The organism is Roseomonas sp. F4, assembly GCF_053891155.1.
Genome location: NZ_JBSSHK010000002.1, coordinates 156,639 through 180,355, shown reverse-complemented (window position 1 = coordinate 180,355; position 23,717 = coordinate 156,639). Strand labels below are relative to the sequence as shown.

Below are 23,717 nucleotides of genomic sequence, written 5' to 3'. Positions count from 1 at the left end.
GAACAATGTTTCGCGCGCCACGCGCCTGAAGGTCCCTGTTTCGCGCGGCTTCACCGCGCGCTGCCGGCGGATTGCGGCCACGCAAGCGCGGCACAAACATCCCACCACCGGTCCATCCCGACCGGTCGGGGATGTTCCCATGAGCTATCGCAACACACCCAGCATCGGCCAGCTCCACGGCAATTCCTGCTGGGCCGCCAGCCTCGCCTGGTGGCTCAAGGCGGTCGGCGATGGCCGGCCGAGTTGGACGCAGCGGGAGATCATCGAGATCTACTGGCGCAGCACCGACGACAACGGCGCCATGAAGCCCGAATACCTGGTGAATGCCTGGCGCAACGACAAACGGCTGAAAATGGGCACCACCGTCTTCGCCACGCCCTATGCGACGCTGGACCGGCTGCCGATCGGCCCGACGCCGGTCTGCATCGCCTTCAAGCATTTTACCGGCTTCGCGCATATGAATGTCATCTGGCCGAACGGGCCCGGCCGGGTCTGGGCGATGGAGCCCTACTTTCCCTATCCCGGGATGGACGGCAAACGCACCGGCCGCTTCGTGGATCGGGAGATCGACCACTACAATTACGGCGACAACGTCATCCTCGCCTGGGCCGACCCCTATGCGGCGGCCACGCCTTAGCCAGCGTCTGGCCCAGCTATACCGCCTTGGCTGGTGACTCCGTCCATCTCAGTGCTGTCGTTTTCGGCGGCCTTCAGGCGGCGGCGAACGCCGGATCGCTCGCCAGGCGCGCCCGCAGCCCGGTCGCGCGGGCATCGCCGCTTCCAAGATCGAGCGTCCACAGGTCGTAGGCCCTGGGATCGCGGGTTCGCCGCGTGTCCTCCAGGAAGCCCGCCACGCGGCCATCCGCCGACACCGCCACCCGGTTCATGACGCCCAGCAGCCGCGTCACCGCCTCGGCCCGCCCGTCGGGCCGCACCCGCAGCACCTCGTAGAGGAACTCCCCGCGCGGCCCGGTGGGCCGCTCGCGCGACCTCCCGACCGTCAGCACCACTGACCCGCCGCGAGAGGCCGCGACGCCGGACGCGCTGCCGGTCTGGCTCCAGTGTCCGGGTGGGAAAACCTCCGCGGCTGTTCTTGGGAAGAACAGCTCCGGCCGGCCGCCGAAGCGCACCCGCCAGATTGCCGTGTTGGTAAAGGCTAGTCCGATCGCTTCCAGCTGTCCCACCAGGGCGGGATTCCTGGCGCTCAATCCCTGGAACAGCACCTCCTCCGGACCAACGAAGGCGAGGCTGTCGACGTAGAGATGCAACTCGGGGGCCGGCACCACGGTGCGAGGCCCGGCGCCGTCGCCCCAGCCGCCCCCCGCCGCCGGCCAGAGCAGCAACTCCGCCGTACCCGTCGCGGGCAGGACGGAGCAGAGCAGCGCCCCCGTGCCGGGTTGCACCGCGACATCCTGGATCTGGCGCGATGCCGGTGCCTCCGACCGCGGAACCAGGACGCGGTGCGCCAGCCCGGGCAGGTCGATCGCGGAGACGCCCTCCCAGTAGTCCCGCGCGGCGAAGACGCCGTGCAGACAGACGAGGCGGCGGCCGTCGTCGGTGAAGGTCGGGTAACCGAGTTGCAGGCCGGGCGGGTTGGGAATGCGAAGCAGCGCACCGCTGCGCCACTGGTAAAGACCCAGGCCTGAGGCGCTTCCCATCCCGCCGTGCCCCGCCCGTCCGGGCACCCAGAACTGGAAGGCGGCGGTCTCGCCATCGGGCGAGAGGGCGATGGTGCCCAGCGCAAGGGCGGAGGCGCCAGGCGGAGGCGCGGCCCGCCCGCAGGAGGCGGTCATGGACGAACTCGCAAGGCTGCTCAGGATCGCTCGTCGGCCCAACCTAGCGTGTTCGGTCACCCGCAGGCCCTCTCACGAGTTCATTACGCACCTCAAGCTAACATGCTTGTTCAGCCAATAACGTTATTTCGGTGAAGCTCGGGCGCGTCCCGACCAGGCAAAGGCATGTCCTTCGACGGCGAGTTCGCGCGACGAGGCGCCCTGGATCTGGCCCTGGAGCGTGATCCGCGAAGGCGGAGTCGCCGCGGCGGTGAATCACCCCCACGGGGAAGGCTGGGCCATAATCCGTGTTTACGGATCATGGTCTAGCGCGGAAAATAAGCCGGGCGGCGCCGATGCACCCGCCGAGCGCGTCGCCGGGCCGCCACTTCCGCGATGGCCGGCAGCCCCAGCAGCGGCGCCGTGAGCACCGCCAGAAGCCCGAACCCCGCGCCCCAGCGCGGCCCACCCAGGGCCAGCGCGGCGCCGGCGGCGGTCCAGGTCCCACCGTTCACCAATAGTCCGATGCCAAAAAGCCAGCGCATCCGCCGCAGCCTTGCGGCGGCTTCGGCCGGGTCGCCCTCGGTCCAGGCGGCGCCACGGGGGGAGACGTCGTAAAGTCGGTCCATCGCCACCCGGAAGGGCGGCTCGGGCGGCGTGCTCAGCGGCGCATCACCACGAAGACCGGCCGGCCCTGCTGCCGGGCGCGGCGCAGGCGCCACCAGATGGAGCCGGCGCCGATCAGCCCGGCCACCAGCAGCACCGGCAGGATCAGCCCGACGAAGACCACGGCCAGCGAGGCCAGCACCAGCCCGCCCGCGACCAGGGCCACCAGCAGGGCCACGCCGCCGACACGCGCCAGGACGCGATCCAGCATGCCCGGCTGCGGCGGGGTCGGCGGCTGCCGGAATTCCCCGTCGGGCGTCATGTCCAGGACGGGCGGGGGGCGATGCGGTTCCATGACCCATGATGTTGCCCGTCCGCCCCCGCGGTTCAAGGGCCGATCAGACCGGCGCGGCATCCACCACATGGAAGCCGGCGGTCACGCTGTCATTCCAGCTTTCCGCCCGCAGATGCCCGGCCAGATGCAGCGTCCCGCCGCCCAGCAGGGCCGCGGCCAGCGGCCCTTCCTTGGCGCGGAAGCAGATCGCCTTCAGCCGGCCGCCGCCGCCCTCCCCTTCCAGGAAGGCGCGGATCGTGCCGCCTTCCTTGCCGACGCGGTCGGCGCGGACCACACGGGCGCGGGACAGCACGAAGACCGGCTCCTCATTCCCGGCGCCGAAGGGGGCGAGGCGGGTGATCTGGCTGGCCACCTCCACCGTCGCCCCGGCCACGGTCAGCGCGCCCTCCACCGCCAGATCCGCCGCGCCGGGCAGGTTCGCCGCATGCGCCAGGCGTTCATCGAGGAAGGCGTGGAATTCGCCCTCCTTCTCCGCGGGGAAGGAGAAGCCGGCCGCCATGGCATGGCCGCCGCCCGTTTTCAGCAGCCCGGCCTGCCGCGCCGCGATGATGGCCGCGCCGAGATCGACCCCGGCGACGGAGCGGCCGGACCCCTTGGCCAGCCCCTCCGACAGGCCGGCGACGCAGGCCGGGCGGTTGTATTTTTCCTTCATGCGGCCGGCGACGATGCCGACCACGCCGGGATGCCAGCCCTGCCCCACCACCAGCAGCACCGGATGGCCGCGCTGCGCCTGGCGCTCGGCCTCGGCCATAGCGGCGGTCAGCACATCGGCCTCCACCTCCTGCCGCCGCTTGTTCACCGCATCCAGCCGCTCCGCCATGGCGCGGGCCTCGATCGGGTCATCCTCCAGCAGCAGCCGCAGGCCGAGGTCCGACTCATCGATGCGGCCGGAGGCGTTGATGCGCGGGCCGAGCAGGAAGCCGAGCGTATGGGCGGTGGGCGCATCCTTGGCCAAGGCCACCTCCAGCAGCGCGGCGATGCCGGCATGGCCGCGCTTGCCCATCACCTTCAGCCCCTGGGCAACCAGCGCCCGGTTCAGCCCGGTCAGCGGCATCACGTCGCAGACGGTGGCCAGCGCCACGAGGTCCAGCAGATCCAGCAGCCGGGGTTCCGGCCGGGTGGCGAAGGCGCCGCGGCGGCGCAGTTCCCGCACCGTGGCGACGCCGGCCAGGAAGGCGACGCCGGCGGCGCAGAGATGGCCGAGGCCGCTGGTGCAATCCAGCCGGTTCGGATTGACCGCGGCCCGCACCACCGGCACCGGCCCCTCCGCCTTGTGGTGGTCCAGGATCACCACATCGGCGCGGCCCCGGGCGGCGGCCAGCGCCACCTCCGCCGCGATGCCGCAATCGACGGTGACGATCAGCGTGGCGCCGCGGTCGCAGAGCGTGGCGATGGCGGCGGGGTTCGGGCCGTAGCCCTCATTCAGCCGGTCCGGCACGTAATGGGTGACGCGGCAGCCCAACTCCCGCAGCAGGCGCACGGTCAGCGCGCCGGAACAGGCGCCATCCACGTCATAATCGCCGAACACCGCCACGCATTCGCCCGCCTGCGCGGCGTCCGCCAGCCGCGCCGCGGCGGCGTCCATGTCCCGCAGGGTGGAAGGATCGGGCATCAGCGCGCGGAGTGTCGGCTCCAGAAAATCGGCCGCCGCTTCCACGCCCACGCCGCGCGCCGCCAGCAGCCGCCCGACCAGCTCCGGCAGCGCCAGGCGCTGGGCGATGCCGAGGCCCACCCGCGCATCCCCCTGCCGCCAGATCCAGCGCCGCCCAAGCGCGCTGCGGGCGACGCCCAGCGCCACCTCCGCGCCGGGCGGGGCCGGAAAGGCAGCCGAGTCGTTCAACCGGCGAAGGCCGCGGGCTTCAGCGCGAAGTTGTGGTGACCTTCCACATAGCGGACGGTACCGGACTTGGAGCGCATGACGATGGAATGGGTGATGGCGCCCTTCCCGAAATCGCGCACGCCGCGCAGCATCGGGCCGGTGGTCACGCCGGTCGCGGCGAACATCACATCGCCCTTGGCCATGTCGGTCATGGAATAGACGCGGTTCGGATCGCTGATGCCCATGTCCCGGGCGCGGGTCACCTGCTCCTCATTCTCGAACATCAGACGGCCCTGCATCTGCCCGCCGATGCAGCGCAGCGCGGCGGCCGCCAGCACGCCTTCCGGCGCGCCACCGCTGCCGAGATAGATGTCCACACCGGTATCAAGCTGGGACACCGCGACCACGCCCGAAACGTCGCCATCCGGGATCATCATGATGCGGGCGCCGGCGGCGCGGCAGCGCTTCACGATCTCCTTGTGCCGGTCACGGTCCAGCAGGCAGACGACCAGGTCGTTGACGCTGCGGCCCTTGGCCTTCGCCAGATTGGCCAGGTTCTCCTCCACCGAGGCATCGATATGCACCACGCCGTCCGGCAGGCCGGGGCCGACCGCGATCTTGTCCATGTAGACATCCGGCGCGTGCAGGAAGCCGCCCTTCTGGGCCAGCGCCACGCAGGCCATGGCGTTGGGGCCGCCCTTGGCGGTGATGGTGGTGCCTTCGAGCGGATCGACGGCGATATCGACCTCCGGCCCGCCGCCGGCCTTGGCATAGAGGCCGACCTTCTCGCCGATATAGAGCATCGGCGCCTCGTCCATCTCGCCCTCGCCGATCACCACGGTGCCGGAGATGGCGACGGTGTCGAAGGCGCGGCGCATGGCTTCCACGGCGGCGCCATCGGCGGCGTTCTTGTCGCCCCGGCCCATCCAGCGGCTGGCGGCGAGGCCCGCCGCCTCCGTCACCCGCACCAGTTCCAGGGCGAGGTTGCGGTCCACATGGACCTGGCGTTCGTTGTCAGCCACGGAAAATCCTCCGGATCAGTGCGGCAGGGTGGTGCGGTGCGCGCCGCCGCAGACAGCGCGCACGCCATGATGGCTTGTTGCCCCGATCAAGGCGCGCCGAAAAGAGGGGCGCCGAAAACGGGGCGTGGACCGCTTCAATATGCGGAGACGACCGTGCCGCAGGCCGCGGGGGGCAGCTGGGACCCGGCGACGCGGCGCAGCGTGAAACGGTCGCAGCCCGGCCCCTCGACTTGGCCGGACAGCGTCCCGTCCTTGCCCAGCCGGGCCTCCAGGTCCACGGTCACGTAATTCTCCGGGCGCAGCAGCCAGGTGCCGGCGGACAGGGTCACGGCATCGCCGCGCGGCTGGCCTGCCACCTCGAAGCAGCCTTCCGCCGCCACCGGATTGTCCGGCAGCGGGTGGAAATGGAACAACCCGACCAGCCCACCATCCCCCCGCGCCCGCAGGCGCAGATGGAGGCCGGTGACGCCCTGGCCGCAGACATAGCTGCCGCTCCAATCCCCCGCGAAACGCGCCTGCGCGCGCGCCGGCCCGGCAAGCAGCGCCAGGGCTGACGGAACCAGAAGGGGTAGGGCGCGGCGCGCTATCACAAGGTCTCGATCCGGATCAGCGCCGGCGCTTCCACCACCGCCTCGAAGGCCTCGATGCGGGCGATGGCGGCGCGCATCTGCGCCTCCTCGCAATCATGGGTCGTGACCACCACCGGCACCGCCTCCCCAGGCGCGCGGCCGCGCTGGAGCATGGATTCCAGGCTGATATGGTGGTCGCGCAGCGCGGCGGTGACATCGGCGATGACGCCGGGGCGGTCCACCACCATCAGCCGCAGGTAATAGGCACCGACGCGCTTCGACATCGGCACGGAGGGCGCCTGCGACAGGTCCCGCGTGGCGACGCCCCAGACCGGGGTAGTGCGGCCACGGGCGATGTCGATCAGATCGGCGCAGATGGCACTGGCCGTGGGCCCGGCACCGGCGCCGCGGCCTTCCAGCACGATGCGGCCGACGAAATCACCCTCCGCCACCACCGCGTTGAACACGCCATCGACGCGGGCGATGGGATGGGCCACCGGCACCATGCAGGGGTGCATCCGCGTCTCGATCCCCGCCTCCGTGCGCCGGGCGATACCGAGCAGCTTGATGCGGTAGCCGAGTTCCTCGGCCAGCTTGATGTCCAGCGCGGAGATGCTGCGGATGCCCTCCACATGCACGGCGCCGAAATCGACCGGGCGGCCGAAGGCGAGCGCCGCCAAGATCGCCAGCTTATGGGCGGCGTCGATGCCATCCACGTCGAAGGCCGGGTCGGCCTCGGCATAGCCCAGCTTCTGGGCCTCGCTCAGCGCCTGGGCGAATTCGATGCCGCGCTCGCGCATCTGGGTCAGGATGTAGTTGCAGGTGCCGTTCAGGATGCCCAGCACGCGGGTGATGTCATTCGCCGCCAGGCCTTCCCGCAGCGCCTTGATGGCGGGAATGCCGCCTGCCACCGCCGCCTCATAGGACAAAGCGACGCCCTTGGCCTCCGCCAGCTCGGCGAGTTCGGCGCCATGGATGGCGAGCAGCGCCTTGTTGGCGGTGACCACCGGCTTGCCGGCCTTCAGCGCGGCGCGGACAAGATCGGCCGCCTGGCCTTCGGTGCCGCCGATGGCCTCCACCACCACATCCACATTCGGATCATGGGCCAGCGCCACCGGGTCGTCATACCAGCGCAGCCCGGCGATCGAGACGCCGCGATCCCGCGTGCGGTCGCGGGCGGAGACGGCGGTGACGGCGATGGGCCGGCCGGCCCGCGCGGCGATCGTCGCGGCATTGTCACGCAACAGGGTCAGCACCCCGGCACCAACGGTACCGAGGCCGGCGACCGCGACGGAAAGCGGCTTGGTCATTCTCTCAAATCCAATCAGGCGGCGTCGGGGTGCTCGATGGGGCTTTCCACTGGGCCGGCATTGTCGGCGGCGAGGAAGGTCTTGATCCCCCGCATCGCCTGGCGGATGCGCTGGCTGTTTTCCACCAGCGCGATGCGGACATGGCCATCGCCATGCTCGCCGAAGCCGATGCCCGGCGCGACCGCGACCTTCGCCTTGGCCAGCAGCAGCTTCGAGAAATCAACCGACCCCATATGCTTGAAGCGGTCCGGAATCGGCGCCCAGAGGAACATGGAGCTTTCCGGCACCGGCACTTGCCAGCCGGCCGAGGCCAGGCCCTTCACCATCACGTCGCGGCGCTCGCGGTACAGGTCGCGCATCTCCTGCACGCAATCCTGCGGGCCGTTCAGCGCGGCGGCGGCGGCGATCTGGATCGGCGCGAAGGCGCCGTAGTCCAGATAGGACTTCACCCGCGTCAGCGCCGAGATCAGCCGTGGATTGCCGGCGGCGAAGCCCATGCGCCAACCCGGCATGTTGTAGGTCTTGGACATGGAGGTGAATTCCACCGCCACATCCTTCGCCCCCGGCACTTCCAGAATCGAAGGCGGCACCGCGCTGCCGAAATAGATCTCGGCATAGGCGAGGTCCGAGAGAATGAAGATCTCATGCTTGCGCGCGAAATCGACGATCTTCCGGTAGAAATACAGGTCGGCCAGCATTGCCGTCGGATTGGACGGGAAGTTCACGATCAGCGCGGTGGGCTTCGGCACGGAATGCCGCACAGCGCGGTCCAGCGCCTCCAGCATCGCATCATCCGGCGTGCACGGGATTGAGCGCACGGAGGCACCGGCCAGCACGAAGCCGAACTGGTGGATCGGGTAAGAGGGATTCGGCACCAGGATGGTGTCGCCCGGGCTGGTGATGGCGGCCGCGAGATTGGCCAGGCCTTCCTTCGAGCCGAGGGTGGCGACCACCTCCGTCTCCGGGTCCAGCTTCACGTTGAAGCGGCGGTCATAATAGCCGGCCAGCGCCTTGCGCAGGCCCGGAATGCCCTTGGACGCACTGTAGCGATGGGTGCGCGGATCGGCGACCGCCTCGACCAGCTTGGCCACGATATGCGGCGGCGTCGGGCTGTCGGGATTGCCCATGCCGAGATCCACGATGTCCTCGGCGGCCGCGCGAGCCTTGGCCTTGGCCGAGTTCACCTCGGCAAAGACGTAAGGCGGCAGGCGCCGGATGCGGTGGAACTCCTCGGTCATTTTCGTCGGGTCCGTGGGGTGGAGTGAAGAAGAACAGGATAGCGGAAGGGTTCAGTCCCGGCGAGGCGCCAGCAGATCGGCGCCGGGCGGCGGCGGCGGGGCCAGCAGATCGCCGGAAGGCGCCGAAGGCGGGCCGGAGAGCGGTGGAGGTGTCACCGCGGGCGGCGCCTGAGCGGGGGTCGGCGCCGGGGCGGGCACCTGCGGCGCCACGACGGCCGGCTGGGTCTGCCGCGCCGCCGGCGGCGGCACCGGATCGAGCCGCACGGGCGGCACGGCGGCCAGCGTCGGCGGCTGGGGAATGCCCTCCCCCACCGGCGCCGGGGCGGCGCCCGCCGCCCGTTCCGTGCGCGAACCCTCGCGGTCAGCGGCCAGGGCGGCGGTCAGCGCGGCGCGCTCCGCGGCGTCCGGCACCGTCGGGCGGGGCGGCACGGTGGACAGGTTGGGATAGGGCGCGTCGCGGCCAGGCGGGGGTTCGCGCCCGTCCAGATAGCCGCCGCTGATATTGCGCCACCAATAGCTGGGCTTCAGGTCCTGCGGCACGCCGCCGGAACAGCCGGCCAGCAGCAGGGCGCCGCCCAGCATCAAGGTCGCGCGCGCTTGATCGCTCGCGCCGCGGGCCCTACCTTCACAATGTTTCCCGTGGCGTCCGACGCGCGGGTGCATGGCTTCCCAAATCCTTCGCGCCAAGTCTCTTGCGCATGGGGTTACCCTGAACCACCCGCCGGCGAAAGCGCCAAGGCGGGTTTCGGCGGGAAGAGTCACCCGAGCGGCCGGGCCGGGATGGGCTTTTGGGGGGCGCATGGCGCAACAGGATGGTTCGAAGCCGGGTGCCGGGTCTCCGGAGTCCGGCGACAAGGGCGCGGCCGCCAGCTTCCGCCTGCCCGACCCGGCGCTGGTGTCCCGCACCATGGCGGATGTGGCGGAGCGGGGGCAGCGCATCGTCGGCGACTTCCTGAAGCGCCAGGCCGATGGCGCCCCCGCCACTGGCCCCGACCCGCTGCAGATCGGCAGCGCCTTCCTCGACATGACGGCGCGGCTGATGGCCAATCCGGCGCGGCTGATGCAGGCGCAGATTGGCTTCTGGCAGGACTATCTGACGCTGTGGCAGAACACCGCCCGGCGCATGATGGGCGAGCCCACCGCCCCGGTGATCGAGGAAACCAAGGGCGACAAGCGCTTCAAGGACGAGGCGTGGCGGGAGAATGAGGTCTTCGACTTCATCCGCCAGTCCTACCTGCTCTCGGCCCGCTACTTCACCAATGTGGTGCAGGGCGCGGAGGGGCTGGACAACAAGACCGCCCAGAAGGTGGATTTCTACACGCGGCAATTCGTCGATGCGATGAGCCCCTCCAACTTCCTGATGACCAATCCGGAAGTGCTGCGCCGCACCGCCGAGACGGGCGGGGAGAACCTGCTGAAGGGCCTGTCCAACCTGCTGTCCGACCTGGAACGCGGCAAGGGCAACCTGCGCATCCGCATGACCGACGACAGCAAGTTCAAGGTCGGCGAGAACATCGCGGTGACCCCCGGCCGCGTGGTGTTCCGCAACGCGCTGATGGAATTGATCCAGTACACGCCGACCACCGACAAGGTGCTGAAGCGGCCGCTGCTGATCCTGCCGCCCTGGATCAACAAGTTCTACATTCTCGACCTCCGCCCCAAGAACAGTTTTATCCGCTGGGCGGTGGAGCAGGGGCATACGGTCTTCGTCGTCTCCTGGGTCAACCCGGACGAGAACCTCGCGGAGAAGGGGTTCGAGGATTACATGCGCGAGGGGCCCTATGCGGCGCTCGACGCGATCGAGGCGGCGACCGGGGAAAAGGCGGTCAATGCCATCGGCTATTGCCTGGGCGGCACCCTGCTGTCCTGCACCCTGGCGCATATGGCCGCCCGGAAGGACACGCGGATCAAATCCGCCACCTATTTCGTCACCATGACCGATTTCGAGGAGGCCGGGGAGCTCGGCGTCTTCATCGACGAGGAACAGCTTCTGGGCATCGAGGAGAAGATGTCGAAGAAGGGCTTCCTCGAAGGGCGGGAGATGGCGACGACCTTCAACATGCTGCGCGCCAATGACCTGATCTGGTCCTTCGTGGTGAACAACTACCTGCTGGGGCAGGAGCCTTTCCCCTTCGACCTGCTGTACTGGAACGACGACAGCACCCGCATGCCGGCGAAGATGCACAGCTTCTACCTGCGGCGGATGTACCAGCAGAACGACCTGGTGAAGCCGGGCGAGATCGAGCTAGACGGCGTGAAGATCGACCTGCGGAAGATCAAGGTGCCGAGCTACCTGATCTCGACGCGGGAGGATCACATCGCGCCGTGGAAATCCACCTACCGCGCCACCCAGATCTATGGCGGCAAGACCCGCTTCGTCCTCGCAGCTTCCGGTCACATCGCCGGCGTGGTGAACCCGCCCGATTCCGGGAAATACAGCCACTGGGTGAACACCAGCCTGCCGCCCGATCCGGAGGAGTGGTTCAAGGGCGCGACGGAGCTGGCCGGGTCCTGGTGGCCGGACTGGCAGCGCTGGGTCACCGCCATCGACAAGGAGATGGTGCCCGCCCGCCAGCCCGCCGAAGCCGGCCTTGGCGAGGCGCCCGGCAGCTATGTGCTGGTGATGGCCAAGGACTGAACCCCAGAAGGAAGTGTGAGGGGGGCTGCGCAGCCCCCCGAACGCCCTTTCAGTCGAACCCCGGCGCCTGCCGGGCCAGCCCGCCATGCGCGTCCAGCATCCGCTGCCGCCAGGCCTCCACCGGATCATCCGCCGCCAGCACCCGGAACGGGCTGACGCAGCGCGCCCATTGGAAGCCGCCGAAGACGATGGCATCCGCCTGCATCGGCGCCGCCCCACCCAGAAAGGGCTGGCCGCGCAGCATCATCCGCAGCGGGTGCAGGTCGCGCCGGAATGTCTCCACCGCGCGATCGCGATCCGCCTGCACCGCCGCCAGCGCCATGCCGAAGCGGGCCTCACGGCTTTCGCGGAAATAGCCGACATCGTCCGGATGCAGCACCTCGACGATATCCGCCACCACCAGCTTCACCAGCCCGGCATTCACCACCGCATCCGCCCAGGCATTGACGAAGCGCGCCAGCGCCAGGCCGCCGGGGCCGCCGAACAGGCTGGGGCGGTCGGGATATGTCGCCTCCAGATATTCGGCGATGGCGAGGCTTTCCGTCACCACCCGGTCGCCATCCAGCAGCACCGGCACCTTCTCCGCGCCATGGGCGGCGATGGCGGCGCGTTCGGTGAAGCGCCAGGGGATGGTTTCCACCGCCAGCCCCTTGGCGGCCAGGGCCAGCTTCACCCGCCAGCAATAGGGGCTGAAGCGCCGCGCCGGATCGGCGCCGGCCAGGTCATACATCCGCAGCGTCATGGCACATCTCCCCGCCGGACCGCATCGGCGCCCTCGGCATCCCCCAGCTCGCGCAGCCGCAGCGCGATCTCCTGCCGCTCCGCCAGCCCGGCCCGCGCGGCGCGGGTGCGGAGTGCGGCCAGCAATTCGGCGCGGCGGCCCTCACCCTCCAGCATCGCCTCGTAGCGCAGCGGCCAGCCGGGGCCGAGCGCCGATTCCGCCACGCCGCGCAGCAGCGCCTGCGAATCCTGCGGCGCCGCCGCCAGCACCAGGAACATCGCCTGGTCACGCGCCTGGCGCGTCAGGCGCGGCAGCAGCTCGCGCAGCGCCGCCTCCCCGGCCGCCGGCCCCTCCCCGCGCAACAGCGCCAGCACCAGGCCGGGGCCGAAGCGCGCCGGATCCGTCGCCGCCCGCGCGCGCAGCAGCGGCACCGCCTGGGCCGGCGCCAGCATGGAGACCAGCGCCAGCCGCGCCGTTCCCGCCTCATCCATATCGGCCGCCCCGCGCAGCAGCAGGGGCAGCGCGGGATGCTGCGCCGCGCCGAGGAAGGCGGCGGACCCCGCCACCTCCGGCGCCGCGGCCAGCAGCAGCACCACGCGGTCGCTGGCGGCCACATCGGTGGTCCAGGCCAGCAGGTTCAGAGCGGCGGTCAGGCTTTGCGTGGTCAACGGCCGGGCCAGCGCCGCAGTCACCGTCACCTCCTGCGCGGTCCAGCCTTCCGGCCATTCCGGCAAGGCGCGCAGCGCGGTGGCGGCGGCCTCGGCCAGCGCCGCCTGGCGCCGCTGCGCCGCCAGCGTCAGCGTCGCCGTCAGGGCGGAGGCGGAGGCGGTGCCGCCGCCGGCCAGGAATCGGGTGGCATCGGCGGTGCGACCCTCCGCCAGGGCCAACCGCAGCCAGGCGGCCCCGGCCACCGGCCCGCTTTGCCGCAGCCGTTCCAGCAACGGCAAAGCGGCAGACCGGCGCGGCGGCCAGGCGGCGAGTTCGGCGAAAAGGCGCGTAGTGAGCGGCCCGTCCTCCCCGGCCTCGATGGCGCGGCGCAGCCGGTCATATGCCGCCTGATCCTGGCCGAGTTCGCGCAGCACAGCGGCGACGGCGCGGGCGCCTTCCAGCGAATCGGGCGGCAGTTCCACCGCCTGCTGGGCGAAGCGCCGGGCCAGCACGCGGTCGCCCCGTGCCAGCGCCACCACGGCCGCCACCTCCGGCCGGCTGGCCAGGCGCTGCGGGTCGAGGCGGGCGAACAGCGCCGTCTCCCGCCCCACCGCGGCCTCCCGCAAATCGGTGGCCAGCGCCGGGGGCCAGGCCTCCGGCGGCAGCAGCGCGGCGACGGCGAAGGCCTCCTCCAGCTGGTCCTGTTCCAGCGCCAACGTGATCAGCAGCGCCCCGCCGCCGGCCGGCAGACCCTCCGTCGCGCGCAGGGCCAGCAGCCGTGCGAGCGCCCCGCCGCCCCAGCCGGCCCGGGATTCGGCTTGGGCCAGCAGCAGCGCGGTGGCCGGGCGCGCCTGCGCCTCCGCCGGCAGCCCCTCCAGCAGGAACAGTGCGAGGTCCGGGCGACCATCGCCCATCAGCACGCGCCGCAGCGCTTCCATCAGATCCGGCGCCGCCTGGGCCAGCAGCGCGCCCATCGGCCGCATCGCCCGTGCCGGGTCGGGCAGCCGGGCGGCGGCCTGCATGGCGCGCAGAGCGAGTTCCGGTGTCGGCATGCGTTCCAGCGCGGCGAGCAGGCCGGCGAAGGCACTGCCGGCATCGCCCTGTTCCAGCCGCAGCGCCGCCAGCCGCAGCGCCTCCGCCTGGCTGGTGGCGCCGAGGGTCGAGAGGCGTTCCAGCGCGTTGCGGGCGGCTGTGAGGTCGCCCAGCTCGGTGTGCAACTGCATCGCCTCCCGCAACGGCGGGATCTCGCCGGTCAGGCTATGCAGCCGTTCCAGCGTCTGGGCGAGTTGGTGCGGATTGTGCCCAGCGCGCAGATAGGCCGCCAGGCGGCGCAGCGCCGCGGGGTCGTCCGGCCGGGCGGCGGCGGCGCGCTCCAGGCTCGCGGCGGTGCGGTCCTCCAGCGGCCGGGGACCCGCGGCCTGGCTGGTATTCGGCAACTCGGGCGGGGGTAGCAGCGTGGCGGTCACCAGGGCCGTGCTGGCGGCGAGCGCGAAGGCCAGCGCGAATCGACGCGCCGGCGACAGCTCCGCGAGGAGCCGGCCAGGGATGGGCGCGGCGGAGGTGGCGGTGAAGGACATGCGCATCGAACAGGTAGCGGTGGGATCGGTCCGCCGCCAGGGGCAACCGCCATGGGCCACCGTGAGCGCAACATCCATGCCGCGCCTGGGGGCCAAGCCCTGGCGCGATCACCCCTGTGTCGATAATGCTGAGACCGAGAGCCTGGATCGAGGGCGATGGCCATTTCGGGGATTCCCGCGTGAAGATGCCGACGGCCTCGACGAGGCGCCGCGCGGCGCTGCCTGGGCCGCTCCCGGCGGCATCGGGCGAACTGCCGGTGGATGCGGCGCCGGCCTATGCCCCCCCTGAATTCACCTCGGCGGAATCCACCTCCGAGGAATCGACCTCGGAGCAATCGGCGTCCGAGAACGGCCTGGTCGGTGCGCCCTGGGACCGGCCCTGGGCGGCGGGGGGCGGGTCCGCCGCCACGCCCTCACTGCCCCCGGCCGCCCCGCGCCGCCGTCGCCGCTGGCCCTGGCATCGTCCAGGCTCGGCCGAGGCCGCCGCGGCACGGCTGCGCGCCGCGCCGGACCCGCCGGCCGCCGAGCCGGTCGAGTCCGCGCCGATCGAGCCCGAGCCATTGGGCGACCCGGCGGCACCCAGCCCGCCCAGCCCGCAATTGCCCAGCCTGCCCCTCGGCGGCCTGCCGCCGCTGCGCCTGCCGTTCCGGGCGCTGGTGGAGGGTTTTGGCGGACTGCTGCTGCTGGCGGTGGTGGACCGGCTGATCACCGGCGGCACCGGCTTCTCCCACGCCCCGGCCTCGCCCTTCGTGCTGCCGATCCTTTATGTCGCGGCGCGCTACGGGCTGCTGCCCGGCCTGGTGGTGGCCGCCGCCGCCGGCACACTGCGGCTCGGCCTCGCCGTCACCGCCGGGGCCTGGACCAGCGGCGCCTGGATGCTGCCTTTGATGTGGCCGCTGGCGGCGATGCTGATCGGCGGCTTCTCCGACCTCCAGCGCCGCCGCCTGGCCGCCGCCGAGGCCGCCGCCGCCGCCGCCGCCGAGGACCGCGAATCGATCGCCGAGGCCAATCAGCGCCTGGCCGAGAGAATGCTGGAGCTGGAGGCACGCCTGAATGCGCGGCTGCAGGCCGGCACCGCCATCTTCCAGGCGGCCCGCATCATGGGCCAGGGGACGGAGGGGGTGATCCGTGGCGCCACCGGCCTGCTGCGCGCCGCCACCGGCTGCACCGCCTGTTCCTTCTGGCTGAATGAGGACCGCACCCTGCATCTGGTCGCCGCCGAGGGCTGGCCGCAGCATCTGGCCGGCGCCGCAGCGCTTTCCCAGACCCTGCTGCCCGGCCCGCTGACCGATGCCATCCGCCAGGGCCGCGGCGCCCTGGTCGCCACCCGCCTCACCGACCGCCTGGCGCTGGGCGACGAAGGCGTGATGGCCGCGCCGGTGGTCGCGCCCTGGGACGGCGCCCTGCTCGGCATGGTGAAGATCGAGGAGATCGGCTTCAGCGATTTCGGCCTCGACACCATCGCCGCGCTGGAAGCCGCCGCCGGCTGGATCGGCGCGGCGCTGGCGGAGGCGCGGGCGCGCGAGGCCTCGGAATCCGCGGGCGGCATCGCCGGCCTGCCCGGCCCGGCCACCAGCGGCGGGCTGATGGTGCCCGGTGAGGAAGCCGGCCGCGCCATCAGCGTGATGACCGGCCTCGCCCGCCGCCTCGGCTTCGACCTTGTGCTGCTCTCGGCCGAGATCCCCGCCGGGGCCCGCGCCGCGGCGGCGCTGGAGGCCACGCGGGCGGCGATGGCGGAGGCCTTCCGCGGCTCTGACCTGCTGCTGGAGGCGCGTCTGGAAGACCGGCGCCTGTCCGTGCTGCTGCCCGGCACCGCCGTGGCCGGGGCGGAGATCGCCGCGGCGCGGCTGCGCGCCTTGCTGGCGGAGCGCGCGCCCTCCGCCACCGCGCAGGTGGTGGTGGGCGTGGCGCTGCTGCACGGGCTTTCGCGCGGTGCCCCGGTGGCAGCGGGGACCCATGGCCGCTGAGCCGGTGACGGACCGGCGCCGCGCCCAGCGGCGGCGCTTCGCCCGGCCTGGGCCGGACCGGCGGACCGCCCGCGCCCTGCGCCCGGGCGAGGGGCCGGGGCTGGCCGTGACGCTGGCCGGGCTCGGGCTGGCGCAGACATTTGTGGCGATGGCCCTGGGCCTGGGCTGGTGGGCAACGGCGCTGGTGCTGCACCTCGGCTGCTGCCTGGCCCTACCCCTGCTGCGACCGACGCTGCCGGAGGATGGCTGGGCCGGCACGGTGGCGCGGCTGCTGCTGGCGTTGCTGCCGGGTCTCGGCCCGCTGGCGGCGCTCGGTGCGCTGGTGGCGCTGGCGCGGGGCGTGCCGCGCCGGCTGCGGGCGGTGCTGGCGCCGTTGCCGGAAGATCCGCTGGATGCGCGGCTGGAGGCCATCGCCACCGCGCAACCTGGCGCGCTGCCGGATGGGCTGCTGCTGGAATCCCTGACCGATGTGCTGCGCTGGGGCCATGCCGGGCAGAAGGCGCGGGCGCTGGCCATCGCCGCAGACCCGGCCCGCCCCGGCGGCACGGACCTGCTGCGGCTGGCGCTGGGCGACGCCGATCCGGCGGTGCGGGCGCGGGCGGAGGCGCTGCGCCCCGCCGTGGAGCGCCGTCTGCTGGACTGGACCGAGGCCCTGCGCGCCGCCGCCCGCGGCCGTGCGGGGGCGGAGGGGTTGGCGGCACAGCGCGCCCTGGCCCGCGCGCTGGACCGCACCGCCCTGTCCGGCCTGCTGGACCCGCCCGGTGCCGCCGCCGCGCGGGCGGAAGCCGCGGGCCTCTGGCAGGCGCTGGCCGAGGCCGCCGATCCGGTGGGTGACGCGGAAGCCGAGGCCGCCCTGGGCCGCGACCTGCTGGCGCTGGGCGACCTGCCGGCGGCGCGCCTTGCCTTGGAAGCGGCGGTGACGCGCGGCGCGGCTGGGGAGGCGGCGCTGGCCTGGCTGGCGGAATGCCTGTTCCGCGCCCGCGATTTCGCGGCGCTGGAGGCCCTGGTGCAACGCTGGCGGCCGGTGCTGGAAAAGGCCGCGCAAGGCGGCGCCCTTGGTGCCCCTGGACCCCAGGCGGGTGCCTGGCGACTCTGGCTGGCCTCGGCGCGGCGATGAGGGATGGCGGGATGATCCAGGGTGCCGCCGGGGCGCTGGCGGCGGGTGCCTGGCTTGGCCCGATGTTGGCCGTGCTGACGGGCTTCGGCCTGTTGCGGCTGGCGGGGGTGGAGGGTGGCCTTATCCTGCTGGCCAGCGTGGTCGGCCTGTCGCTGCTGGCCGGGGCGCCGGCGGCGGTGCTAGCGGCGCGGCGGGGGCTGGTGGCGACGCCCCTCGGCCTCGCCGCCGGGCTGGCGCTGGTCGTCGGCTTCGCGCTGTTCCACCTGGATGACCGGCTGCCGGTGGCCCAGGCGCTGCCGGCGGCGCTGGCCACGGCGGCGCTGGCGGTGCTCTGGGGCGGGCTTGCCGTCACGGCGGCGCTGGGGCTGTCGCCCTGGCGCGAGCTCGGCGCCGGGCTGCTGCTGGCGGCCGGCCTCGCCTTCGGGCTGGGCGGGATGGCCGGGGCCTTCTGGGGCCTGGCGGCGGGCGCCGCCCTGACGGGGTTCCTGCTGGCCGCCCCGGCCGGCCCAGCCGATCCGCGACTGCGCCCGCGCCAGATGGCGGGGCCGACGATCGCCGGGCTGGCGCTGGCGCTGGCGGTGCTGGCCCAGCCTTTCGTCACCTTCCTGCTCGGCGGGCCGCTGATGGTGCCGGCCCTGGCGCTGCTGGTGGCCCTGCCCGGCCTGCTGCTGGTCGCCCTCGCACGCTCCCTGCCGCCCTTCGGCCTGGCCACCGCGCTTCTGGCGCTGCAGGCCCTGTCGGTGGCGATGGCGCTGCTGCTCGGCGGTGCCCCGGCTGTCGCCGGAGTGCTGCCGGAGGAAGCGCTGCACGCCTATCGCCTGGCGCTGCTCGGTGCGGCCTTCCTGCCGGCCTTCGCCGCCTTGCAGGCGGCGCTGCTCAGCCGCGCCTCCGCCCGCCTCGCAATCCTGGCCGCGCTGGCGCTGGCGGTGCTGTCGGCGGGGCTCGGACCGCTGCTGGCCCTGGTCGTGCCGGCGCTGGCCGCGCATGCTGCGCTGGCGGCACCGCTGCTGGCGACCGGCTTCGCCTTCTGGCTGGTGCTGCGCGCGGCGGAGGATGGGGAGGAGACGGCATGAAGGACCTGCTTCTGGCCATCGACCAGGGCACCACTTCCACCCGCAGCATCCTGCACGGGCCGGATCTGGCGCCTTTGGCCAGCGCCCAGCGGCCCCTTCCGCAGCACTTCCCGTCTCCCGGCTGGGTGGAGCATGAGCCGGAGGATATCTGGACCGCGACGCTCGCCACGATGCGCGATGCGCTGTCCGGCGGCGGGGTGGGGCCAGAGGCGCTGGCCGGCATCGGCATCACCAACCAGCGCGAGACCACCGTGGTCTGGGACCGCCGCAGCGGCCGGGCGATCCACCGCGCCATCGTCTGGCAGGACCGTCGCACCGCTGCCCATTGCGCCCGGCTGGCGGCGGAAGGCGCGGCGCCGCTGATCGCGGAGCGCAGCGGGCTGCTGCCGGACCCCTATTTCTCCGCCACCAAGCTGGCCTGGCTGCTGGACAATGTGGGCGGCGCGCGGGCGGCGGCGGAACGCGGCGACCTCGCTTTCGGCACCATCGACTGCTTCCTGCTGTGGCGCCTGACGGGCGGGCGGGTGCATGCCACCGACGCCACCAATGCCGCGCGCACCATGCTGTTCGACATCCGGCGCGGCTGCTGGGATGACGACCTGCTGAAGCTGTTCGGCATTCCGGCCGCCCTGCTGCCGGAGGTGCGGGACAATGCCTGCGAGTTCGGCATGACCGAGCCCGGCCTGCTCGGCGCCGCCGTGCCGGTGCGCGGCATGGCCGGGGACCAGCATGCGGCGATGCTTGGCCAGGCCTGCTTCGCGCCGGGCATGGTGAAATCCACCTATGGCACGGGCTGTTTTCTGCTGCTGAACACGGGCGATACCGCCGTGCCCTCGAAGAACCGGCTGCTGACGACGCTGGCCTGGCAATTGGGCGGGCAGCGGACCTATGCGCTGGAAGGCGCCATCTTCATCGCCGGCGCCGCGGTGCAATGGCTGCGCGACGGGCTCGGCATCATCAAGGACGCCGCCGAGAGCGGCGCGCTGGCGGCGCAGGCGGACCCCGCCCAGCCGGTCTATTTCGTGCCGGCCTTCACCGGCCTCGGCGCGCCGCATTGGGATGCGGAGGCGCGCGGTGCGATCCTCGGCCTGACCCGCAACACCGGCCCCGCCGAGATCTGCCGCGCGGCGCTGGAGGCGGTGGCCTTCCAGACCCGCGACCTGGTGGAGGCGATGCAGGCGGATTGGGGCGCGGCGGGGACCACCGTTCTCCGCGTGGATGGCGGCATGACGGCCTCCGACTACGCCATGCAGGCGCTGGCGGACCTGCTCGGCGCGCCCGTGGACCGGCCGGTGGTGCAGGAGACGACGGCGCTGGGCGCCGCCTATCTGGCGGGCCTGCAGGCCGGGCTGTTGCCGCCGCCCGGGCCGGCGGTGGCGCATTGGCGGCTGGATCGCCGCTTCCAGCCCGCCATGCCCCGCGCCGAGGCCGACCGGCGCCATGCCGGCTGGCAGGATGCGGTGCGACGGGTGCTGACGCGATGAGCGCGCTCGCCACCCTCGGCATCGCCCCCATCATCAACGCCGCCGGCACGGTCACGCGCTTCTCCGGCGGCATCCTGGCGCCGGAGGTTGCGGCGGCCATGGCGGAGGCCTCCGCGGCCTGTTTCGACATGCTGGAATTGCAGGAAGCGGCCTGCTGGGAGATCGCCGAAGCCACGGGGGCGGAGGGTGGGATCGTCACCGGCGGCGCCTCAGCCGCCTTGCTGCTCGGCGCCGCCGCCTGCCTCGCGGGGCTCGATCCAACCGCGATGAACGCGCTGCCGGCGGCGGGGCCGAAGCGGGACTTCGTCATGGCCCGCGGCCAGCGCAACATGTACGACCGGGCGCTGGAAGTGGCCGGCGGGCGGATCGTGGAGGTCGGCATCCCGGACCGCTTCTCCGGCGCCGGGGTGCGCGACGCCTCGGCGGCGGAGCTGGCGGCGGCGATCGGGCCGGGCACGGCGGCAGTCTTCTGGGTGGCGCAAAGCTGGTCGGAGCCACCGCTGGCGGAGGTTGTGCGGGTGGCGCATGCGGCCGGCGTGCCGGTGCTGGTGGATGCGGCCGCGCAACTGCCGCCCCTGGCCCATCTGCGCGGCTTCGTCGAGGCCGGCGCCGATCTCGTCGCCTTTTCCGGCGGCAAGGCGATCGGCGGGCCGCAGGCCAGTGGCATCCTTGCCGGGCGGCGGGACCTGGTGGCCAGCGCGCTGTTGCAGATGTTGGACCTGGATGTGCCGGAAGGTCAGTTCCGCCTGCCCGCCGCCTTTGCCGGCAACCAGGCCCTGCCCTTCCTGCCACGCCACGGCATCGGCCGGTCCTGCAAGGCGGGGAAGGAGGAGATCGTCGGCCTGCTGGTGGCGCTGCGCCGCTTCCGGGCGGAGGGCGACGCGCCCCGCCAGGCGCGGATGCTTGCGCGGCTGGAGGAGGTGTGCGCGGCGATGGGCGCGACGCCCGCCGAGATCACCGCGGACGCCACGCCGCTGCTGCTGATCCGCTGTGCCGATGCCGCCATGGCGGCGCGGATGGAGGCGACGCTCCGCGCCCGGCGGGTGCATGTGAATCAGGGGCGGATGCGGGAGGGGGTGCTGGTGGTGCATCCGGCGGCGTTGGCGGCGGCCGATTTGGTCGCGCTTGGCGAGGCCCTCGCGGCAAGCTTCGCCTCCGCCGGCAAAGCCGGTTAAGCTTATGGGCGTGACACGCCGGGAGAGTCCTTTCATGCGGCCTGCGCTGATGGCGCTTTCAATCCTGGCGCTGGCCGGCTGCGCCGAGCTGCGCGCCCCGCCCCCTTCCGCCCGCATCCCGGCCGCGCTGGGGGCGGGCAGCGCCGATCCGCTGCGGGACGCGGTGGCGCAGGCGGCGATCGCCTATGCCGATGGCGGCAGGTCGCTGACCAACGACCCCGCCGCCATGGCCCGCGCCGCGGCGCAGGTGGAGCTGATGACGGCGGAGTTCCAGCGCGACCTGCGCTGGGCGCCGCTGCCCTCCGGCGTGTTGTTCGAGCTGCGTGGGGCGCGGCTGGAAGGCCGCGCCGCCCTGGGCATCCGCGCCGGCGCCGATCCGGATGAGGTGGTGCGCGCCTTGACCGCCGCCCACCAGGCCCTTCTGCGCGGCAATCGCGCGGCGGCGGAGGCGGCGCTGCGCCCGGCTTTGTTCGAACCGGGCGGGGCGGAGACGCTGGCCCTGCTGACCCGCCCCGGCCCGCTGCCGCAGTCCCGCATCGCCACATCCCTGGCGCGGGACGAGGTGGAGCGCCTGGCCCGCAGCCGGGTCTGGGGCCTGACCGGGGCGCTGGACCCGCATTCCGGCTGGGTCGATCCGGAGCCGGGCCGCGGCCTGGGCATCGGGCCGCGCTGAGACCGCCAACAGAAGAGGCCCGATGACCTTCTCCCTGATCGCGCGCTGCGCCCGCACCGGCCAGTTCGGCGCGGCCGCCACCACCTCCTCCCTCGCGGTCGGCGCGCGGGTGCATGCCGTGGCGCCAGGGGTGGGGGCGGTGCTGACGCAGCACCGCACCGATCCGCGCCTCGGCCCGCGCGGGCTGGGGCTGCTGCGGTCCGGCTGCACGGCGGAGCAGACGGTGGCGGCGCTGGTCGCCTCCACCCCCGATCATGGCTGGCGGCAATTGGCGGCGATCGATGCGGCGGGCCGCACCGCGCATTTCCACGGCCGGCATGTGAAGCGCGAATTCGGCGCGGCGCATGGGCCGGATGTGGTGGCGATCGGCAATATTCTGTCGAGCGACCAGGTGCCGGCGGCGATGGTGGCGGGCTTTTGCGCCGATCCGGATCTGCCTTTGGCCGAACGGCTGGTGCGGGGGCTGGAGGCCGGGGAGGCGGCGGGGGGCGAGCATGGCGAGGTCCGCTCCGCCAGCCTGCTGGTCTATGGCCCGCACGACTTCGCCCTGGTCGATCTGCGCGCCGATGGCCATGCGCAACCCATCCCGGCGCTGCGCGCGCTGTGGGAGGAATATGCGCCGCTGGTCGAGGCCTATGTCGTGCGCGTGCTGAACCCCGACGACGCCATCGCCCTCTGAACCGCCTTCATCGCCAGCCCCCGCCCCTCTCCGAAAGGTGCCGAAACATGCCGATCAACAACAGGATTGCGGCGATGCAGCCGGAGATGGAGGTCTGGCGCCGCGACCTGCACCAGCATCCCGAACTGCGCTTCGAGGAGCATCGCACGGCGGCGCAGGTGGCGAAGCTGCTGACCTCCTGGGGCATCGAGGTGCATACCGGCATCGCCACCACCGGCGTGGTCGGCGTGCTGCGGGGCCAAGGGGGCTCCGGTGGCGGATCGGGCCGGAGCATCGGGCTGCGCGCGGATATGGACGCGCTGCCGATGACGGAAGCGACGGGCCTGCCGCATGCCTCCACCACGCCGGGCGTGATGCATGCCTGCGGCCATGACGGGCACACCACCATGCTGCTCGGCGCCGCGAAGTACCTGGCGGAGACGCGCAACTTCGACGGCACCGTGCATTTCATCTTCCAGCCGGCGGAAGAAGGCGGCGCGGGCGCCAAGGTGATGATGGAGGAAGGGCTGTTCACGCGCTTCCCCTGCGACAGCGTCTACGGCATGCACAACGATCCCTCCCTTCCTTTGGGAGAGGCGGATATCCGCGACGATGTGATGATGGCGGCGGCCGATGTGTTCTTCATCACGGTGCGCGGCAAGGGCGGGCATGCGGCGCGGCCGCATGGCGGCATCGACCCGATCATGGTCGGCGCGCAGATCCTGGGCGCGATCCAGACCATCGTCGCGCGCCGTGTCGACCCGCTGGAATCGGCGGTGATCTCCACCACGCAGTTCCATGCCGGCACGGCCCAGAACATCATCCCCGACGAGGCGAAACTCTCCGGCACCGTGCGCACGCTGAAGCCGGCGGTGCAGGATCTGGTGGAGGCCAGCATGCGGCGGGTGGTGGAGGCGACGGCCGCGGCGCATGACGCGGTGGCGGAGTTCACCTATCAGCGCGGCTATCCGCCCACCATCAACCATGCCGAACAGGCGCGGCTGGCGGCCAGCATCTGCACGCGGCTGCTGGGCGAGGGCAAGGTGCGGCGCGACATGCCGCCGGTGATGGGGGCGGAGGATTTCTCCTACATGCTGCTGGAGAAGCCCGGCGCCTATATCAAGCTGGGCCAGGCCGCCGGCGCCAAGGGCCGCGCGCCGGTGCATACCGTGCAGTATGATTTCAACGACGACCTGCTGCCGATCGGCGCCAGCTTCTTCGCCGCCGTGGTGGAGCAGGAGTTGAAGCGGGGCTGAGGCGAAGGGGGGCCTCCCCCTCCGCCCCCGAGGCCGGGA

21 protein-coding genes are annotated in these 23,717 nt (G+C 72.6%); 10 read left to right on the top strand and 11 right to left on the bottom strand.

What is annotated here, in order from left to right; genetic code table 11:
* Window positions 1-139: 139 nt before the first annotated feature.
* Window positions 140-637, top strand: coding sequence for a hypothetical protein (locus ACVFYP_RS08285; RefSeq protein WP_499199690.1), 498 nt, complete (start codon window positions 140-142; stop codon window positions 635-637).
* A gap of 73 nt (window positions 638-710) precedes the next feature.
* Here the strand turns inward: ACVFYP_RS08285 and ACVFYP_RS08280 are convergent, their stop codons facing one another.
* From ACVFYP_RS08280 to ACVFYP_RS08240, 9 genes are all read right to left on the bottom strand, one after another.
* On the bottom strand, window positions 711-1,793 hold the full coding sequence (locus ACVFYP_RS08280) for a hypothetical protein (RefSeq protein ID WP_499199689.1): 1,083 nt from the start codon (window positions 1,791-1,793) through the stop codon (window positions 711-713).
* Window positions 1,794-2,098: 305 nt separating this feature from the next.
* Window positions 2,099-2,401 (bottom strand): hypothetical protein, encoded by a 303-nt coding sequence (locus ACVFYP_RS08275; RefSeq protein ID WP_499199688.1) that lies wholly within the window; start codon window positions 2,399-2,401, stop codon window positions 2,099-2,101.
* 32 nt (window positions 2,402-2,433) lie between these two features.
* Window positions 2,434-2,733, bottom strand: a complete 300-nt coding sequence (locus ACVFYP_RS08270; RefSeq protein ID WP_499199687.1) for a hypothetical protein — start codon at window positions 2,731-2,733, stop codon at window positions 2,434-2,436.
* A gap of 43 nt (window positions 2,734-2,776) precedes the next feature.
* Entirely contained in the window at window positions 2,777-4,573 is a 1,797-nt protein-coding gene (recJ, locus tag ACVFYP_RS08265) for a single-stranded-DNA-specific exonuclease RecJ (protein WP_499199686.1), read from the bottom strand.
* A complete protein-coding gene (gene glpX, locus ACVFYP_RS08260; protein WP_499199685.1) occupies window positions 4,570-5,574 on the bottom strand; it encodes a class II fructose-bisphosphatase in 1,005 nt (334 codons plus the stop codon). Before glpX ends, recJ begins: the two co-directional genes overlap by 4 nt.
* A gap of 134 nt (window positions 5,575-5,708) precedes the next feature.
* Complete coding sequence (locus ACVFYP_RS08255) at window positions 5,709-6,164, bottom strand: hypothetical protein (RefSeq protein WP_499199684.1); 456 nt, start codon at window positions 6,162-6,164, stop codon at window positions 5,709-5,711.
* Window positions 6,161-7,453: a homoserine dehydrogenase gene (locus ACVFYP_RS08250; protein ID WP_499199683.1), complete on the bottom strand. Its 1,293-nt coding sequence runs from the start codon at window positions 7,451-7,453 to the stop codon at window positions 6,161-6,163. Before ACVFYP_RS08250 ends, ACVFYP_RS08255 begins: the two co-directional genes overlap by 4 nt.
* A gap of 14 nt (window positions 7,454-7,467) precedes the next feature.
* Entirely contained in the window at window positions 7,468-8,691 is a 1,224-nt protein-coding gene (locus ACVFYP_RS08245) for an LL-diaminopimelate aminotransferase (RefSeq protein WP_499199682.1), read from the bottom strand.
* 51 nt (window positions 8,692-8,742) lie between these two features.
* Window positions 8,743-9,273, bottom strand: a complete 531-nt coding sequence (locus ACVFYP_RS08240; RefSeq protein WP_499199681.1) for a hypothetical protein — start codon at window positions 9,271-9,273, stop codon at window positions 8,743-8,745.
* Window positions 9,274-9,490: 217 nt separating this feature from the next.
* Here ACVFYP_RS08240 and ACVFYP_RS08235 point away from each other — a divergent pair, with 217 nt between their 5' ends.
* Entirely contained in the window at window positions 9,491-11,329 is a 1,839-nt protein-coding gene (locus ACVFYP_RS08235) for a PHA/PHB synthase family protein (RefSeq protein WP_499199680.1), read from the top strand.
* 49 nt (window positions 11,330-11,378) lie between these two features.
* Here ACVFYP_RS08235 and ACVFYP_RS08230 read toward each other — a convergent pair whose 3' ends face one another.
* Together ACVFYP_RS08230 and ACVFYP_RS08225 are read right to left on the bottom strand one after the other, a co-directional pair.
* Window positions 11,379-12,071 (bottom strand): glutathione S-transferase family protein, encoded by a 693-nt coding sequence (locus ACVFYP_RS08230; protein WP_499199679.1) that lies wholly within the window; start codon window positions 12,069-12,071, stop codon window positions 11,379-11,381.
* Complete coding sequence (locus tag ACVFYP_RS08225; RefSeq protein WP_499199678.1) at window positions 12,068-14,353, bottom strand: hypothetical protein; 2,286 nt, start codon at window positions 14,351-14,353, stop codon at window positions 12,068-12,070. Before ACVFYP_RS08225 ends, ACVFYP_RS08230 begins: the two co-directional genes overlap by 4 nt.
* Before the next feature lie 47 nt (window positions 14,354-14,400).
* On the opposite strand from ACVFYP_RS08225, the gene ACVFYP_RS08220 reads away from it, so the two are divergent.
* From ACVFYP_RS08220 to ACVFYP_RS08185, 8 genes are read left to right on the top strand one after another with little or no spacing between them, the layout of a single operon-like run.
* The gene (locus ACVFYP_RS08220) at window positions 14,401-16,242 is read left to right on the top strand and encodes a hypothetical protein (RefSeq protein ID WP_499199677.1); all 1,842 of its coding nucleotides are present in this window, start codon (window positions 14,401-14,403) and stop codon (window positions 16,240-16,242) included.
* The gene (locus ACVFYP_RS08215; protein WP_499199676.1) at window positions 16,232-17,359 is read left to right on the top strand and encodes a hypothetical protein; all 1,128 of its coding nucleotides are present in this window, start codon (window positions 16,232-16,234) and stop codon (window positions 17,357-17,359) included. Before ACVFYP_RS08220 ends, ACVFYP_RS08215 begins: the two co-directional genes overlap by 11 nt.
* 11 nt (window positions 17,360-17,370) lie before the next feature.
* A complete protein-coding gene (locus ACVFYP_RS08210) occupies window positions 17,371-18,432 on the top strand; it encodes a hypothetical protein (RefSeq protein ID WP_499199675.1) in 1,062 nt (353 codons plus the stop codon).
* Window positions 18,429-19,916 (top strand): glycerol kinase GlpK, encoded by a 1,488-nt coding sequence (glpK, locus tag ACVFYP_RS08205; RefSeq protein ID WP_499199674.1) that lies wholly within the window; start codon window positions 18,429-18,431, stop codon window positions 19,914-19,916. Before ACVFYP_RS08210 ends, glpK begins: the two co-directional genes overlap by 4 nt.
* Window positions 19,913-21,091: an aminotransferase class V-fold PLP-dependent enzyme gene (locus tag ACVFYP_RS08200; RefSeq protein ID WP_499199673.1), complete on the top strand. Its 1,179-nt coding sequence runs from the start codon at window positions 19,913-19,915 to the stop codon at window positions 21,089-21,091. The genes glpK and ACVFYP_RS08200 overlap by 4 nt, the downstream gene beginning before the upstream one ends.
* Window positions 21,092-21,125: 34 nt before the next feature.
* Complete coding sequence (locus tag ACVFYP_RS08195) at window positions 21,126-21,764, top strand: hypothetical protein (RefSeq protein ID WP_499199672.1); 639 nt, start codon at window positions 21,126-21,128, stop codon at window positions 21,762-21,764.
* Between the two features lie 22 nt (window positions 21,765-21,786).
* Window positions 21,787-22,443, top strand: a complete 657-nt coding sequence (locus tag ACVFYP_RS08190) for a DUF1028 domain-containing protein (protein WP_499199671.1) — start codon at window positions 21,787-21,789, stop codon at window positions 22,441-22,443.
* A gap of 47 nt (window positions 22,444-22,490) precedes the next feature.
* Window positions 22,491-23,678, top strand: a complete 1,188-nt coding sequence (locus ACVFYP_RS08185; RefSeq protein ID WP_499199670.1) for a M20 aminoacylase family protein — start codon at window positions 22,491-22,493, stop codon at window positions 23,676-23,678.
* Window positions 23,679-23,717 lie beyond the last annotated feature (39 nt).